Source organism: Serratia sp. MMO-28 (genome assembly GCF_037199905.1).
Classification (GTDB): Bacteria; Pseudomonadota; Gammaproteobacteria; order Enterobacterales; family Enterobacteriaceae; genus Chania; species Chania oryzae.
The window spans coordinates 31,410-47,100 of the sequence record NZ_JBBCVB010000014.1 but is presented as its reverse complement, the minus strand read 5'-3'; the positions used below and the strand labels follow the sequence as shown (position 1 = coordinate 47,100).

The 15,691-nt window shown below is 49.3% G+C and carries 15 protein-coding genes; 10 read left to right on the top strand and 5 right to left on the bottom strand.

From position 1 onward, the window contains the following. The first annotated feature begins 104 nt into the window (after window positions 1-104). The 3 genes from WG891_RS13825 to WG891_RS13815 all read left to right on the top strand — a co-directional run bounded on the left by WG891_RS13825 (window position 105) and on the right by WG891_RS13815 (window position 3,986). On the top strand, window positions 105-1,220 hold the full coding sequence (locus tag WG891_RS13825) for an AAA family ATPase (protein WP_337263278.1): 1,116 nt from the start codon (window positions 105-107) through the stop codon (window positions 1,218-1,220). Beyond that, entirely contained in the window at window positions 1,213-3,414 is a 2,202-nt protein-coding gene (locus WG891_RS13820; protein WP_337263279.1) for a S8 family peptidase, read from the top strand. The genes WG891_RS13825 and WG891_RS13820 overlap by 8 nt, the downstream gene beginning before the upstream one ends. 344 nt (window positions 3,415-3,758) lie before the next feature. After that, complete coding sequence (locus WG891_RS13815; protein WP_337263280.1) at window positions 3,759-3,986, top strand: hypothetical protein; 228 nt, start codon at window positions 3,759-3,761, stop codon at window positions 3,984-3,986. Window positions 3,987-4,040: 54 nt separating this feature from the next. Here the strand turns inward: WG891_RS13815 and WG891_RS13810 are convergent, their stop codons facing one another. Beyond that, on the bottom strand, window positions 4,041-4,379 hold the full coding sequence (locus WG891_RS13810) for a hypothetical protein (protein WP_337263281.1): 339 nt from the start codon (window positions 4,377-4,379) through the stop codon (window positions 4,041-4,043). 900 nt (window positions 4,380-5,279) lie between these two features. Between WG891_RS13810 and WG891_RS13805 the strand changes: the two genes are divergently transcribed. After that, on the top strand, window positions 5,280-5,468 hold the full coding sequence (locus WG891_RS13805) for a hypothetical protein (RefSeq protein WP_337263282.1): 189 nt from the start codon (window positions 5,280-5,282) through the stop codon (window positions 5,466-5,468). Window positions 5,469-5,968: 500 nt separating this feature from the next. On the opposite strand, the gene WG891_RS13800 is transcribed toward WG891_RS13805, so the two are convergent. Both WG891_RS13800 and WG891_RS13795 read right to left on the bottom strand, forming a co-directional pair. Further along, on the bottom strand, window positions 5,969-6,271 hold the full coding sequence (locus WG891_RS13800; RefSeq protein ID WP_337263283.1) for a hypothetical protein: 303 nt from the start codon (window positions 6,269-6,271) through the stop codon (window positions 5,969-5,971). 355 nt (window positions 6,272-6,626) lie between these two features. Further along, window positions 6,627-7,490 carry an SIS domain-containing protein gene (locus WG891_RS13795; RefSeq protein WP_337263284.1) on the bottom strand — a complete coding sequence of 288 codons (864 nt, stop codon included), beginning with the start codon at window positions 7,488-7,490 and terminating at the stop codon, window positions 6,627-6,629. Window positions 7,491-7,696: 206 nt separating this feature from the next. Here WG891_RS13795 and murQ point away from each other — a divergent pair, with 206 nt between their 5' ends. The 3 genes from murQ to WG891_RS13780 all read left to right on the top strand — a co-directional run bounded on the left by murQ (window position 7,697) and on the right by WG891_RS13780 (window position 11,354). Then, on the top strand, window positions 7,697-8,623 hold the full coding sequence (gene murQ, locus WG891_RS13790; RefSeq protein WP_337263285.1) for an N-acetylmuramic acid 6-phosphate etherase: 927 nt from the start codon (window positions 7,697-7,699) through the stop codon (window positions 8,621-8,623). After that, entirely contained in the window at window positions 8,610-10,055 is a 1,446-nt protein-coding gene (gene murP, locus WG891_RS13785; protein WP_337263286.1) for a PTS N-acetylmuramic acid transporter subunit IIBC, read from the top strand. The genes murQ and murP overlap by 14 nt, the downstream gene beginning before the upstream one ends. Window positions 10,056-10,169: 114 nt before the next feature. Beyond that, window positions 10,170-11,354 carry a NupC/NupG family nucleoside CNT transporter gene (locus WG891_RS13780; protein WP_337263287.1) on the top strand — a complete coding sequence of 395 codons (1,185 nt, stop codon included), beginning with the start codon at window positions 10,170-10,172 and terminating at the stop codon, window positions 11,352-11,354. Window positions 11,355-11,398: 44 nt separating this feature from the next. Here the strand turns inward: WG891_RS13780 and WG891_RS13775 are convergent, their stop codons facing one another. Further along, window positions 11,399-11,836 (bottom strand): DUF3574 domain-containing protein, encoded by a 438-nt coding sequence (locus tag WG891_RS13775; RefSeq protein WP_337263288.1) that lies wholly within the window; start codon window positions 11,834-11,836, stop codon window positions 11,399-11,401. A 239-nt stretch (window positions 11,837-12,075) separates the two neighbouring features. Here WG891_RS13775 and WG891_RS13770 point away from each other — a divergent pair, with 239 nt between their 5' ends. Next, entirely contained in the window at window positions 12,076-12,693 is a 618-nt protein-coding gene (locus WG891_RS13770) for a trimeric intracellular cation channel family protein (RefSeq protein ID WP_337263289.1), read from the top strand. An 11-nt stretch (window positions 12,694-12,704) separates the two neighbouring features. On the opposite strand, the gene ligB is transcribed toward WG891_RS13770, so the two are convergent. Continuing rightward, on the bottom strand, window positions 12,705-14,435 hold the full coding sequence (ligB, locus tag WG891_RS13765; protein WP_337263290.1) for an NAD-dependent DNA ligase LigB: 1,731 nt from the start codon (window positions 14,433-14,435) through the stop codon (window positions 12,705-12,707). 284 nt (window positions 14,436-14,719) lie between these two features. Here ligB and gmk point away from each other — a divergent pair, with 284 nt between their 5' ends. Together gmk and rpoZ are read left to right on the top strand one after the other, a co-directional pair. Then, complete coding sequence (gene gmk, locus WG891_RS13760) at window positions 14,720-15,343, top strand: guanylate kinase (RefSeq protein WP_156293266.1); 624 nt, start codon at window positions 14,720-14,722, stop codon at window positions 15,341-15,343. Window positions 15,344-15,397: 54 nt separating this feature from the next. Continuing rightward, window positions 15,398-15,673 carry a DNA-directed RNA polymerase subunit omega gene (gene rpoZ, locus WG891_RS13755; RefSeq protein WP_024482945.1) on the top strand — a complete coding sequence of 92 codons (276 nt, stop codon included), beginning with the start codon at window positions 15,398-15,400 and terminating at the stop codon, window positions 15,671-15,673. The last annotated feature ends 18 nt before the right edge of the window (window positions 15,674-15,691 follow it).

Genomic DNA, 15,691 nt, shown 5'->3' with positions numbered 1-15,691 from the left:
ATTATGGCTATAATGCATAAAAATAATCAAATTGGTCATTATTGAAAATTAATTTTTAACATTAAAATCAATAACTTAATTTAATGCTTGTCCAAGGTGAACAAATGGAACTCGATTTGGTCAGTATAATCAGGCTATCCCTTGAAGGTAGTGAGAAAGACTTAAGGCTCTATCTAGCCAAGCATGTTCGATCTCTGAGAAAGAGCGATCCGCAACTGGCATTAAAGATTGAAGAGTTGCTTAAACTAAATCCAGCACGATCTCATGATGTTATGCGTAAAGAGTCGTCTTCGTTCGATTTCCCGAGCAATATAGTTGACGATACTGCACCTCAAACGTTGTTGAAAGTGTCACAGGGGATGTCCAATGCGGACACACCTCTATTGCAGGACAAAGTCAAAAAGCAACTTGAACAAGTTCTGCTGGAGCGAGAAAAAAGCGAACTGCTGGTCCGTCATGGCCTGATGCCGACTAAGTCCTTAATTTTCAGTGGTCCGCCTGGCGTGGGTAAAACCATGACTGCTCAGTGGTTGTCACAAAGACTTGAGCTCCCACTTTATACACTGGACCTGACAACCGTGATGAGTAGCTTCTTAGGTAGGACCGGCAGTAACCTTCGCAGCGTCATTGATTTTGCTAAATCGCACCCGTCCATATTGTTGTTAGATGAAATTGATGCCATAGCCAAAAAACGCACTGATGAATCGGATGTTGGCGAGCTCAAACGTCTCGTCACTATTATGTTACAGGAATTAGAGGACTGGCCTTCCAGCGGTTTGCTGGTCGCTGCAACTAACCACCCGGAGTTACTGGACCCGGCTCTCTGGAGACGCTTTGATCTGGAGGTCACCTTTCAACTACCAGACGATGAGCAAGTTGCAGAAGCCATACGTCTTTTCGCGGGGGATGATTTTGACGTTCTGGCACCTTGGTATGATCTCCTCAAGGAGAGCTTGCTGGGACAGTCGTACAGCAACATAAAGCGCGAAATATCTCAATTGCGCAGACTTTATATTCTTCGCCCAGAGAGTTTTGAAACAGACCTGATTGCACAACTCGATTTTGATGCTGCAGGCAAAACAAAAGCTGAAAAAATCAACTTCGCAGTTAGACTAGTTCGTCAGTATGGACTACCTCAGCAAAAAGCAGCAAAAATCGCTCATGTCAGTAGGGAAACTATTCGAAAGCGCCTTGCGGCAAAGGAGATAATCAATGACTGAAAAGCGTAATTATATCATCGGTAAGGCGGAAGTATTAGCATCTCACACGCCGCCTCCGAAAATAAATCCTAAGTCTGAGCCGATTTACACCTTTCGCGAAGTAATGAGGAGGTTAAAACCTCAATTTGAGCATACTGTCAGTAAGCTGAATGAGTTGGATAATAAGCTCTGCCCTAAAGATTTTGCTGTTGCTGCTATTACTCTTCATCCGTCATACATAGCCAAAGGCCATTTTCCGCGCGCACTTTTTAAAGAAATGGCTATTCGCTCGATCGGCAGCAAAGGCGTGGAAGTACTCCCTGATCGATGGACTCGTACAGGGCGACCGGTAAAGTCACCAACGACAAAAATCTTCGTAGCAGGCAAGCGCACACGGCTAACAGAATTTAGTAAAGAACTGGCTCATTTTACCGAAACAAGTCGGGGTGCTTCCGACTTGTTTCGGGTTTGGAGTATTTCAGAACCTGACAATAGTGAAAAAATTAAACACAACGCTGATGCCTTTGAAGGTTACTGGGAAGTTGGATTACAACTGATGCCGGTGGGAAACAATGAATTTATCAAAACAGCATTCATTAGTTATGCCCACGAACTGGGATTTGAAGTGAAAGAACAAATGGCCATTGAGGTAGGTAACCTCTGGTTCATGCCTGTTGTAGGCTCAGAAAATCAGCTAACCAAGCTTGCGTCTTTCTCGTTCCTGCGTGTAGTCAGGCCATTGCCTGCAATGCGGTCCTTTCGGCCCATTACCCGGGGAGTTCCGGTAGGTGCCAACATAAATCTACCAGATGCTCAGCCCTATGCCTCAGACGTTCGAGTTGCCATTCTGGATGGCGGCCTGCCAGAAAAGCATGTACTGGAACCATGGGTCACCAACTACACGCTTGCTGACTCTGCAGCAGACGATCACCCAGACGGCACTTCTCATGGACTGGGTGTTACCTCTGCATTTCTTTTTGGCCCCCTTTGGCCAGGAGAAAAAGCCAGTCGCCCTTTCTCGTATGTGGACCACCACCGCATCCTCGATAACAACATTGACGGCGAAGATCCTTACGAGCTTTATCGTACCCTGTCAAATCTTGAAGACATTTTGCTGTCCCGTCAGTATGAGTTTCTAAACTTGAGTCTTGGTCCCGCGCTGCCTATTGATGATGATGAAATTCATCCGTGGACGTCACTTATTGATACCTACCTTGCCGACGGCGATACATTCTTAACTATCGCTGCCGGTAATAATGGTGACAGTGAGAGTTCACTTGGCCTTAACCGAATTCAGGTGCCATCAGACTGTGTGAATGCAGTGTCTGTGGGTGCCACCGATCAAATTGAAGCCGGATGGAAACGCGCGCCATACAGTGCTGTCGGCCCTGGACGTTCACCGGGGCTAGTCAAACCCGATCTCGTTGCGTTTGGCGGCACACCGCGCCAGTATTTTCATGTGCCAAGCGCTTTGGATCCTGGCAAACTGGTGCCAACCTGCGGAACCAGCTTTTCGGCCCCTTATTTATTGCGCTACGCAGTGGGTATTCGTGCCATCCTTGGTCATGAGATCTCGCCGCTCGCAATCAAAGCACTACTGATCAATGCAACAGACCGCGCTAACCATGAAAAAGGAGATGTGGGGTGGGGCAAAGTGCCTGATTCAATCAGTCAGGTCATCGAATCACCAGTAGGGACCGCACGAATCCTTTATCAAGGTGAACTTGCCCCCGGAAAATACTTGCGAGTTCCTCTGCCAATCCCTGAGACAGGTATTAACGGCAAAGTGAAAATCCGCGCAACTTGCTGTTTTTCAAGCCCTGTAGATCCCCAGGACACTTCTATGTACACGCGCGCAGGCGTGGAAATTACATTCCGCCCCGATCCAGAAAAAACCCAGTCCTTCTTTAAGCAGAAAACGGTCGCAACGGAAGCTGAACTTCGCGCAGATGCTGGTAAATGGGAATCCGTTCTTAGTGCTGAACTGAATAAAGTTGGCAGTACCTTAATCTGTCCCTGTTTTGAGATTCATTACATGGCACGCGAAGGAGGGGACCAAATTGATGGAACCAAAGCAGCTATTATCCGCTATGCTTTCGTGGTTTCACTCGAATCGCCAAAAACCCCGAATATATTCTCCGGCATCCTCCAGTCTGATGCACGCTTGGTTGAAATACAGCCTCGTATCCCCGTTCCAATCCCGATCACGCTTTAGGCATCAAATGGCCCCATATGGGGCCAGCATTATTTGAGTGGAATTAATAAGTAATTCATGAATATCCCTTGAGCTGAAGACATCGGTAACCTGCAAGAAAAGTGTCAAGTTGATGGCCATACTTGACACTTTCATGGTCGGACTTTACACATTCTCTGCAACCAGCGTCAGCACTGAGGTTAGTCGATATTAGCGGGCGGTTTTTTCACGATTGATGTACAGAAATGATAAGGTTTTTCACGCTTGGTACGCAAAAGTGTCAACCCAACCTAACGAATCCTAACGGTTTATAACGGCTGGGCGGGAATTACCGATTTTCACGGTGGTAGGGCGATGGGCGCATTGTGGCAACGCTGCCGGGCGATCATTACGTTACCGTGGCGCTGGTGACCACCAACCCGAAATATGGTGGCGTTCGCTGGTGGTATGTATGCCCGGCATGTAAAACCCGCAAGGCTACGTTGTATCTTCCCGGCACGTCTTTGCGGTGTCGCCAGTGTGCCAACATCCATTACGCCAGCCAGAGCAAAAGTAAGTCCGTGGCTAGTAATCTCATCAACGCTGATGATTAAAAGCAATGGTAAATAGGGAGACTGATTACCCCCTATTTATTTTTAACGTGATATTTAATCTTTCATAAAACTATCGTACTGTGCTGCCAGATCATTGGCCTCATCACGACAGTGCTCGCAAAGAAGCGAATCGAAATTGCATTCTTCTTCATAGGCTTCAAGCAGCTCCGCCCCAGAAAGTTGAGATGTGCAGGCGTTATGATAACCACCAGGATCAGTAACCCCTTCGCATGGCTGGGTTAAGAAAGGTTTTAAAACAGCCTTTTGTCCATCGCTCAGAGTCTCATAACCATTATCTACAGCGCGTTTTGCAAGACCAGAAACCTTCTTTTCCTCATGACTAAAAATGTCACTTCTCAACTGTATAGCCAAAATATCGTCTTCAACTGCCATAACTATTCCCTCTTTAATCGTATTGATATTTCAATATCTAACTCTTATGGCGAAATATCAACCATGCCATTTCCATTAAATTCTTTTTCGGTTCGATAGAACAAAGGCATATCTTATTCCAGCCCGATATATGCTAAGGCTGGCGCTGGTACGGGCAAAACTACACCTTGCACAAACGAAAGCCGCAATACGTTCAAATAGGAACAAGTAGTAACGCTGCAAGCGTTTCACTGTGTCCGGTCATGCCGCGCCACCAGCCAGCAACGCGTCACCCTGGGCGGAAAAACCGCGCGGCGTCACTGACCACCAAGGAACGCCACCGAAAGCGTAAAATTCAGGACAGGTCAGGACGGAATGAGCACCAGTCGCAGCAGCATAAACAGCAGCTACCCCGCTCACCACATGGCACAGGCTTGCTTTTGGCCCGTTGAAAATGGCTAAGCCCGTCCTGAATGAAACAGGCGTAAATTTTAGACAGGTATAGACAGAATGGAAATCATGCGCGACCGCATCAATAACGGTTAACCCGCTTACTGTCTGGCGCTAGCTCGCTTTGCCCCCTCAAAAACTGGTCAATCTCGTCTTAAATGAATTTGGCCTGATGGCAACGCACCATCAAGATTGAAAACTTTTGGGGTGGTTCGCAGAAGAGAGGTTCGCACTGAGGTTCGCACCGGGACAGTAGTATTTTTAGCGCGAACCTCGATTTATGGATCCTGCCTCATACCGGAGTTTTATTCTGTAAAATGACCATGGCCGCAGCGGGAAAATAACAAAAAACTCTGAGGGGTGGTATCAATGCGAAAGAATCAGCGGGAAAAGGCCGCGCAGCACACGGCAACGATCACCGGCGCAATCACCAAAGCACCCAGGCGCATAAAGACACGAACGGGCCGAGTTATGGCCGCAGCCACAGTGCTGGTGGAGTCGGAAAGGCGTAGCCCGTACCCGATGCAGGTAATCGGTTTTGACCTGCTGGCGCTGGAGTTGATGATCCACCAGCGGGGTGGGCGGTTAACGGTGACCGGTTCGGCGGGTTATCACAATGGCTACCAGATAACAGCGCGTGAGGTGGTGGCCGGTAAGTAGGTTTTACCCTGGACGGCGATGTGACGGTGGGAAGGTGAAAAATAGTCTAAATGGTAGAGCACTCCGTTTTACCGTGTACACATGGGTGTACACAATCGAAAAACGTATTATAAGAAATCCAGTAGCCACAAGGATTTGACACCGATACTCAATGAATAGATTCAATTGCTAGGTAGCAATAAAACCTAAAGCCCGCATTGCACTCAGCGGGCTTTTTTTGTTGCTGTAGGTTAGCATAAAGAATTTTTTATTAATTTTAATAATAAAAAAACCATCTATTAACGCTTGTCGCGAAAAGGCATTATAACTTTTATATCCAGTAATTCATTTCGGGTGCTGATATATCTTTATCATTAACATCATATAAGTGTTACTGCCGTAAGTATAAAATGGCACATGCTTTACATATCATAGGTCATTACTTACCATCGAGTAACCACAGTTAAACGCCTTGGCATAGGCTAATATACAAAAAGTTATTCTCTTTACACACGCCTATTTTATGGGGCAATCAGCGTGCGCAGATACGCCAATGCACTCTGGCTGTAACTCTCGTCTTGGGACAGTTTTGGGATAAGTCCCTGAGCCTCCAGAACCGTACCAATGCGGTGCAATTCTTGGTGCTGTGGGAACACATCGGCGAAAGCATTGAGCAGGATAATTGATGGCATAATCTTGTCAGCACAGGTACCGACGGCTCCAGGCTCATCGCCTCTGGCTGGGCAAGGAAGATTATCCGCATTACGACGCTGGCATGCCTGTAACAAAGTAATTGCCTGCTGAATCTCATGGCTCCATGGCATAAGAACATTCCTCTGAATTTATCTCTATACAAACAAGTGTAAAATAAACTCATAATTAACATGCGTTTATTTTCCATAACAGAATAACAACTTTTAAACCAAGCTGACTTCAGATGACAAGATAAATATTTCTAAGAATCACACATTGATGTAGGTCACATTGCATAACGATAGTTAAGGCCTTTCTATTAACTCATCCTAACCTTTATATACCTTATTTATCTATTAACCCAATAAATCAACTTCATGTGATATGATTTTTATCATTAAATTCATATCATTATAGAACACCGGAACCAACAATAAACAACCAATACTTTATCTCTCAGGCAGCTATTGAGGAGGGTTAAAGCCTCTATTTATTACTCAATTGCTCAACCAGCGTCTGACTCTGCTGAATGAAATGACGGCTCTCCTCGCTGTTCTGCTGCATAAGGCTGACAAACAGCAGGTCGATAATAGTATTCTGCGCCGTTCTGGCGGCGATCGAGGAACTGCGCCAGCGCGTCTCATCAGCGATAGTATCCAGCGTATAGTCAGCCAGTTCCCTTAGGGGATTGTGCTGCAAGGAAGTGATGGCAATCAGTGTGGCCCCCCTTTGCTTGGCGACCTCTGCAGCAATCAGTATTTCCCGGCGCTTACCGGAAAACGAAATGATGATCTGCACATCCGCCGGGCTCAAGGATTGAGCCACCGTGATTTGCACGTGGCTGTCCAATTCATTCATAACCGAGTAGCCAATCTTCATCAGCTTATAAGCGAGATCTTTAGCAATTAGCGAGGAGCCCCCAACCCCGATAATCTGGACGCGTTTAGCGGCCTGAATATGTGACACCACTTGCTGCAACTGGCCAAAATCAAGGCTGTCGGTGGTATCACGCAACGCTTGCTGTTTTTCCAGAAATAACTTCTCGGCGATATCAGGCAGGCTATCATTACTGTTGATGCCATTATGAATGTGCGAACTTTGCAGTTTCTGCTCCGATGCCTGCTGCCCCCACTCCTCAATGAGAGCCATTTTTAAGTGAGTAAAACCTTTCATTCCCAGCTTCTGAGCAAACTTAATGATGCTTGATTGGCTCCCCCCCAGAATCATCGCCAAACTCTGAGAGGAAAGCTGCTTCAGCTTATCGGGGTTCTCTAACACATAATCGGCGATTTTACGCTCGCCAGGGGTGAATAACTCTTTGTTATGAATTATTTTCTGCGTATGTCTCATCGCGGTGGTGACTCACATTGTCAGCAAAAAGCAGCATCTACTTAAGCTATCTTACGCTGCCAGTGCCTAAAAACAACCTGGGTATAAATAGGGGACATGGTAAGTTGATAACGGTCACACAATCACCATAAAAATAAAATATTTGTTGATTTAGTTATTGTTGGAATTAATTATTCCAAAATATTCGAATATACACTGAGAAAACAATGAAAATTGATTTATCTACTCTGGTCACCGAGAGCCGAAACCCAGCAAGTAAGAATATTGATACCTTGTCGACGCTAGAGATGCTCAAAGTGATTAATCTCGAAGACCAAAAGGTTGCTTTCGCGGTAGAGCGCGTGTTGCCACAGGTGGCGCAAGCGGTAGACGCGATAAGCGCTGCCTTTGCCCAAGGTGGCCGCTTGATTTACTGCGGGGCGGGGACTTCAGGGCGTTTGGGCATTTTGGATGCCAGCGAATGCCCGCCAACTTACGGTACGCCACGCGGGCAAGTGATCGGCCTGATCGCGGGGGGGAATACCGCCATTTTACAGGCCGTAGAAAACGCCGAAGATAACGGAGCGCTAGGAGAACAGGATCTGCGCGACCAGCACTTTAACGCCAACGATGTCCTGGTTGGCATCGCCGCCAGTGGGCGCACACCTTATGTTATCGGGGCCATGCGTTATGCCCGCGCTCAAGGTGCTACCGTGGTATCTCTGACCTGTAACCAGAACAGTGAAATGAGTCAGTTGGCCGATATTGCTATTGAGCCGGTGGTAGGGAGCGAAGTGGTTACCGGTTCATCACGCATGAAGGCGGCAACGGCACAAAAACTGGTCCTCAATATGCTGAGCACCGGGGCGATGATCCGCATCGGCAAAGTTTATGGCAATCTGATGGTGGATGTTGAAGCCACCAACGCCAAACTGGTTCAACGCCAGATTAATATCGTCATGCAGGCAACGGCGTGCAGCTATCAGCGTGCCTCCGAAGCCTTAAACGCATGCGATCGCCACTGTAAAACGGCGATCGTCATGATACTGGCCGATCTTTCGGCCACCGAAGCCAGCACAATTTTAAAACACAATAACGGCTTTATCCGCGCAGTCTTATCAGGAACAGGACGTCAATCCGATGGCGAAAATTAATGAAGCAATGATCGAACAAATTTTGGGTCATGTTGGCGGTAGCAATAACATTGCTATTTGCGGTAACTGCATGACAAGGCTGCGCCTGACCCTCAGGGACAGGGAGCGGGTCGACCGCGATGCGCTGAAAAAAATCGCAGGCGTGATGGGGGTTATTGAAGGGGACGATCAGTTGCAAATCGTCCTAGGCCCCGGTAAGGCACAAACGGCGGCTGAAATGATGAACTCTCTGCTGAGCCGCGCAGAGCAGAATACGCCGGATATGCCGAAGGATCTGAATGCGATCGCATCAGAGAATAAAAAGCAGCTCAAATCGAAGCAAAGCAGCGCTGTTCATCAATTTTTCAGCAAGTTTGCCACCATCTTCACCCCGTTGATCCCTGGCTTTATTGCCGCAGGACTGTTGTTAGGGATTGCGACACTGCTCGAACAAAGCATGGTGATTGGCATTGAATCCCCTAATCCCTGGCTGATCAGCACCATTGGTTATATGAAAATATTCAGTAAAGGCCTGTTTGCCTTCTTGAGTATTCTGATCGGCCATAATGCACAAAAAGCCTTTGGCGGCACCGGAGTGAATGGGGCCATTATCGCTTCGCTGTTTGTGCTGGGCTACGTACCCGATGCCAAGGTGGGTTACTACTCCGGTATCGATAACTTCTTTGGCCTGCCAATCGATCCTAGAGGCAGCATAATCGGCGTGCTGATCGCCACGATTATGGGAGCCTGGGTCGAGCGGACAGTACGAAAATTTATTCCCGATAACCTGGATATGATACTGACCTCGGTCATCACCCTGCTGATTATGGGGGCGGTGACGTTCGTGGTCATCATGCCGGTTGGCGGCGAGCTGTTTAAAGGGATGTCATGGCTGTTTTTACACCTAAATGGTAACCCGTTCGGCAGCGCCGTTCTGGCAGGCCTGTTCTTGCTTGCGGTCATGTTTGGCATTCATCAGGGGTTTGTTCCGGTCTATTTCGCCTTGATGGATGCCCAGGGTTTCAACTCACTGTTCCCCATTCTGGCCATGGCTGGCGGCGGCCAAGTTGGAGCCTCGATGGCACTGTTCGCCCGCGCAAAAGCAGGCTCGGTACTGCGCACCCAGATCAAGGGCGCCATCATTCCAGGTATTCTTGGCATTGGTGAGCCACTGATTTATGGCGTGACGTTACCCAGAGTGAAACCTTTTATTACCGCCTGTTTTGGGGGGGCCGTTGGTGGGTTCTTTATTGGGTTGATCGCTTATCTGGGATTGCCCATTGGCCTGAATACCGTCTTTGGTCCTTCTGGTATCGTATCTATTCCGCTGATGACCTCCGCGCAAGGCATTTATGCCGGCATCATGGTCTACGTTGCCGGGCTGTTAGTGTCTTACACCGCTGGTTTTATTTTCACCTGGTTCTTCGGCAGCAAAAATGTTGATTTGAGTTAACAACCAGTGACCGGGGGACGGACCCACTCTCCCCCGGTTACCCTCATGCTGACGAGCGGCAGCAAATTAGGTATAAGTAGCTCTTTTCTAGCCTACATGCTCCTCGGACTGTTTATGTCGCAAATTCTGCACTTTATTTTGGCGTTGGTCGTTATCATCGCCCTCGCGTTATTGACCAGCAACGATCGCAAGAAAATCCGCCCGCGCTATATTATTCAGCTTTTGATGATTCAAGCGGTTCTTGCCTATTTCCTTCTGCATTCGGAAAGCGGTCTGGGCGTGATTAAGCACGTAGCCGGTTTCTTTGAAACCCTGTTATCCTTTGCCGCACAAGGCTCTGACTTCGTGTTCGGTGGCATGAGCAAAGCGGGTTTATCCTTTATCTTCCTCGGCGTTTTGTGCCCGATTATCTTTATCTCTGCCTTGATCGGTATTTTGCAGCATTTCCGTATTTTACCGCTGATTATCCGCGCAGTGGGAACGCTGCTCTCCAAAGTCAACGGGATGGGCAAGTTGGAGTCTTTCAACGCTGTCAGTACCTTGGTGCTTGGTCAATCTGAAAACTTTATTGCTTACAAAGGCATTATTGCGGATATCTCTCCGCGCCGGATGTACACCATGGCCGCCACGGCCATGTCGACAGTATCAATGTCGATCGTCGGCGCTTATATGGTGATGATCGACGCCCAATACGTAGTCGCTGCGTTAATCCTCAACATGTTCAGCACGTTTATCATTCTTTCCATTATCAACCCCTACCAGGTTGAGGATGAACCGGAACTGAAGCTGAACAAGCTGCATGAAGACCAGAGCTTCTTTGAGATGCTGGGGGAATACATCCTGGCGGGTTTCAAAATCGCCATGATTATTGCCGCCATGCTGATCGGGTTTATTGCGCTCATCGCGGCGGTAAACGCCATCTTTGCAGCCATTTTCGGCATCAGCTTCCAGCAGATCCTGGGCTACGTGTTCTATCCGCTGGCCTGGTTGATCGGGATCCCGGCAAGCGATGCGCTGCAGGCCGGTAGCATTATGGCCACCAAACTGGTTGCCAATGAATTTGTCGCGATGATCGAACTGAAAAAAATCGCAGCGGAAATGTCACCACGCGGATTGGGTATTCTCTCAGTCTTCCTGGTCTCCTTCGCCAACTTTGCTTCCATCGGCATCGTTGCCGGTGCCATCAAAGGCCTGAACGAGCAACAAGGCAACGTTGTTTCACGCTTCGGCCTGAAGCTGGTTTACGGCTCAACGCTGGTCAGCCTGCTTTCGGCGGCAGTTGCCGGGCTGGTGCTCTAAACCGAGTTTCCGGCTTGTTGCACCCGCGACAAGCCGGAAACTCATCAAAATGCCACACACACCGGCGTATCAACACGCATCACGGAATCCTGTACAAACTGCTGTTTATAGTGGGTACGCAACGCTTCAATCTTCTGTTCAGCTTCCGTGCCCGGAGTATGAATCAACATCAGCGCTTTGCTGTTTTCTCGCGCTAATTTGCCGTCGTTCCCCAGCCATTGCCCTTTGGCATCAAATACCGATAGCCCATCCTTAAAGCGTGGAGTGACCTGCTGATCGACAAAAGATTGCCACTCCACTGCGCTAATCGTCGGCCCCACAGGGCGATTCAACCCGAAATAGAGCGTGGTTTGCACCATCGGATCACCGGCGTTGCATGGTGATGCCGACTTTGGTGGTGTCGCTTGCTGGGCTGGCGCAACACAGCCGTTCAACATCAAAGCGACTAAAGCAACCGCTGCCAGCATTGAGATGTTTTTCATCGTACTTTCATTTTCCTTCATGTGGTGATTAATCATCATGCGAAATTATCAATGATTATCTAATCCATTCTTCGCATGCTATAAAAATTAAAAGCCAATAAACAAGTCATATAAATATGTGAATCATTAGGTTAACTAATTCGAAGCAAGCTCCTTTAGAAAAATTCAGTAGCCCATTCGCCGCTCGAACATTACCCTCTGGCGATTGCATCCTTGATTTCCCACCTTGTGAAGATCCCATGTTACTGCTCGTTCTTTATATCATTGGCATCACTGCAGAAGCGATGACCGGAGCACTGGCCGCTGGCCGTCGTCAAATGGATATGTTTGGCGTAATCTTTATCGCTTCAGCCACCGCCATTGGCGGCGGTTCAGTGCGCGATATACTGCTGGGGCATTTTCCTCTGAGCTGGGTCAAACATCCCGAATATATTGTCATTGTGGCTATCGCCGCAATTGTCACTACCTGGCTCGCCCCCTTAATGCGCCATTTGCGCCGCCTGTTTCTGGTGTTGGACGCCATCGGGCTGATTGTCTTTTCCATCATCGGTGCACAAGTGGCACTGGATATGGGCCATGGTCCAATCATTGCCGCTATTGCCGCAGTGATTACCGGCGTCTTCGGCGGCATACTGCGTGATATGTTCTGTAACCGCATTCCGCTGGTTTTCCAGAAAGAAATCTATGCTGGCATTGCTTTCGCCGCCGCCTGGCTGTATATCGGCCTGCAACACCTCAACCTGCCACATAACCTGGTGGTAATCATCACGCTGGCTGCCGGCCTTAGCGCCCGTCTGCTGGCTTTGCGCTTTCGCCTCGGCCTGCCGGTATTTAACTATCAGCATCCAGACCATTAATGCACATCAGGTTATTCACCCTGGCTCATATTGGGTAACGGCTCGAACCCGTTGATCCCTTGCTCGGCCAGGGTGTTCGCCAACTCGAGCATCGCAGGCGATTGCAGAAAACTGTGGATTTGCTTAGCCCTTTTAACGCCAATGCCGGCCACTTCCTGCCATTTCTCTGGCGCGAACCGCTGCATTTGTTGCCAATTTTGCGCTTGCGCCCCAGTAACCTGAGCGGATGAAAGCGGTACCCCAAGGGCGATCAGCCAGCGCTCAAAAGGTTGTTGCCGCGCCAGGAGAAACCGCTGATACAGAACCTGTGCGCGCTTATTCCCGATGCCCGGAATGCCGTTTAACTGTTCCGGGGTGAGTACCAGCCAGTCAAGTAAATCATCAACCAGCCCTTGATCGATAAGCGATTGCCACCCGGCTTCATTCAGGCCCCCGATATTTAATCCACGAGCACCGCTCAACCATACCAGACGAGCCAGAAACTGCTGACGACACCCTGCAGGCTGCAAGGTAAAACAGCTCAACGGATGGTAATTCTCAGGATTGGGGGCCGTAGGCGCCTGGCGCTCCGCCGCACGCCACACAACGCCGTTAAGATGCGGAATACCATGCCCCATCAGGCTGATAGCAATATGGTCGCCCGGCGCAATGTCCCATTTTTGCCACAACGACAGTGAACCAACGTTTACGCGCCGGATCCACTTATCATCCATCCGTACCGGATCCAACAGCAACACCACGGCAATTTTTCCGGTACGGCCTACGGCAAACTCAACGTCCGTCACTCTGGCTACCTGCTGAGCGGGCGGGTATTTCCAGGCAACCGCCCAGTCGCCGGGTTTGGCCTGCCAGTAGCGCCCCTCTGGGGCCCGCCCCTGATGGATCACAATACCGTCAGTCACAAACGGCAAAGAATGACGATGCCAGAATGTTCGCCACCGCTCCACTTCATCCAGCGTTTTGACCGGTTTTGAGTATTGTGGAGAAAGTGCAAACCCCATGGCAGTAAGCTGCCGCAAACGTTCTGCCATATCTGGCGGGCCATCGGGCCATGCCCAGACAAACAGACCAAGCTGTTTCAGCTCGGGGGGAAGCTGCTTGCGCATCAGCATTCCGGCAACTTTTGCCCGCGCATTGATCCCACCGACCGTTTGTTGCTGGTGATCGTTCACCATCAGGAACAACTCGCCCTGTAACACCAACTGAGCAGGGGCTTGCGGCAATGCCTGGGGAACCGCAGGAATGGCTTTAACCTTATCCAGCCAGTCTTCGCCTTGCTCCCCGTTGCCCCTACTGATGGCGCTAATCAGTTTCCCCTGCTGATAAACCAGCGTAACGGCCACACCATCAACCTTGGGCTGAACCCACAAATCACGGCGACCTTGCATCCACTGAGCCACCGCAATGCGATCAGGCAATTTACGCAGGCCGGTCTGAGCAACAGGATGCGGCGTTTTACCTGCGGGTAAAGCTTGCCCGGCATCAGCCAATGGTGCCTTACCCGCGCAATGTCGCCAATGTTGCAGTTGCAGCAGTGAGCTGTCGTAAATCTCATCATTAACCAAGCTAAGGCCTTGACGGTAATAAGCTTCATCCCAGCGTTCTAACTGGCTATTTAAAGCCGTTATCTCCAGTTGCAACCTTTCTGGCCGCCAATCCGGGCAGGTTTGAGCCCATGCCACGCTATACAAACACCCTACGGCTACCAGCACATTCCTGATGTGATTGCAGTATCTCGACATCGTGCACCTCCTTGGTACACGGCAGTAAAAACATAAGCTGCAGTATTGGCGATGGTTAAAACGCAAAAGTGCAAAGAGGTTCCAGAAAAGAATGTGCATTTACAGAAAACAGCGAAAATTTCCAGATACACTGCGCAAATCGGTTTTTTTCCTCTGTTTTTAACAGAAAGCGGCGGCCAAAATGCGACCCAACGCTGCATACCGAGCTTTAGCCGTGTATACTGTGCGGAGAAAATACACATCTGCTGTTACTGGCTTATCAACCGCTACCAACGAACATCATCATGGCTCAAGGCACGCTTTATATTGTCTCTGCACCTAGCGGCGCAGGGAAATCAAGCCTGATTCAGGCTTTGTTAAAAACGCAACCGCTGTACGACACGCAGGTTTCGGTTTCACACACCACGCGCGCAAGCCGCCCGGGTGAAAATCATGGCGAGCATTATTTCTTCGTCTCCAAAGACGAGTTTCGCCGTATGATTGAGCAGGATGAGTTTCTTGAGCACGCCGAAGTGTTCGGCAACTATTACGGTACGTCGCGCGCGGCTATTGAGCAGGTGCTATCGACCGGCGTCGATGTTTTTCTGGATATCGACTGGCAAGGGGCGCAACAGATCCGTGCCAAAATGCCGCAGTCACGCAGCATCTTTATCCTGCCGCCCTCCAAGGAAGAATTGGGCCGCCGTTTAAGGGGCCGTGGGCAAGACGCTGATGAAGTGATCGCCAGGCGCATGGCGCAAGCCGTTGCAGAAATGACGCACTACGCAGAGTATGATTATTTAATCGTGAACGATGATTTCGATCTGGCGCTGTCCGATCTGAAAACCATCATTCGCGCCGAACGCCTGCGTTTGGGCCGACAAATGCTGCGGCATGACGCTTTAATCAGCAAACTATTGGCAGACTGAAGACAGTTTCAGTATTATGCCCAGTCTTTTCGTCACCTGTGGAGTAGCACAAATATGGCACGCGTAACTGTTCAAGACGCTGTAGAGAAAATTGGTAACCGTTTTGACCTGGTGTTGGTCGCTGCTCGTCGGGCGCGTCAAATCCAGACCGGTGGTAAAGATGCTCTGGTACCTGAAGAGAATGATAAGTACACCGTTATCGCTCTGCGCGAAATCGAAGAAGGGCTGATCAACAGCCAGATCCTCGATGTGCGTGAGCGCCAGGAGCAGCAAGAGCAGGAAGCCGCAGAGATTCAGGCGGTTACCGCGATTGCTGAAGGTCGTCGTTAATTAGACTGCGAGTCTGCC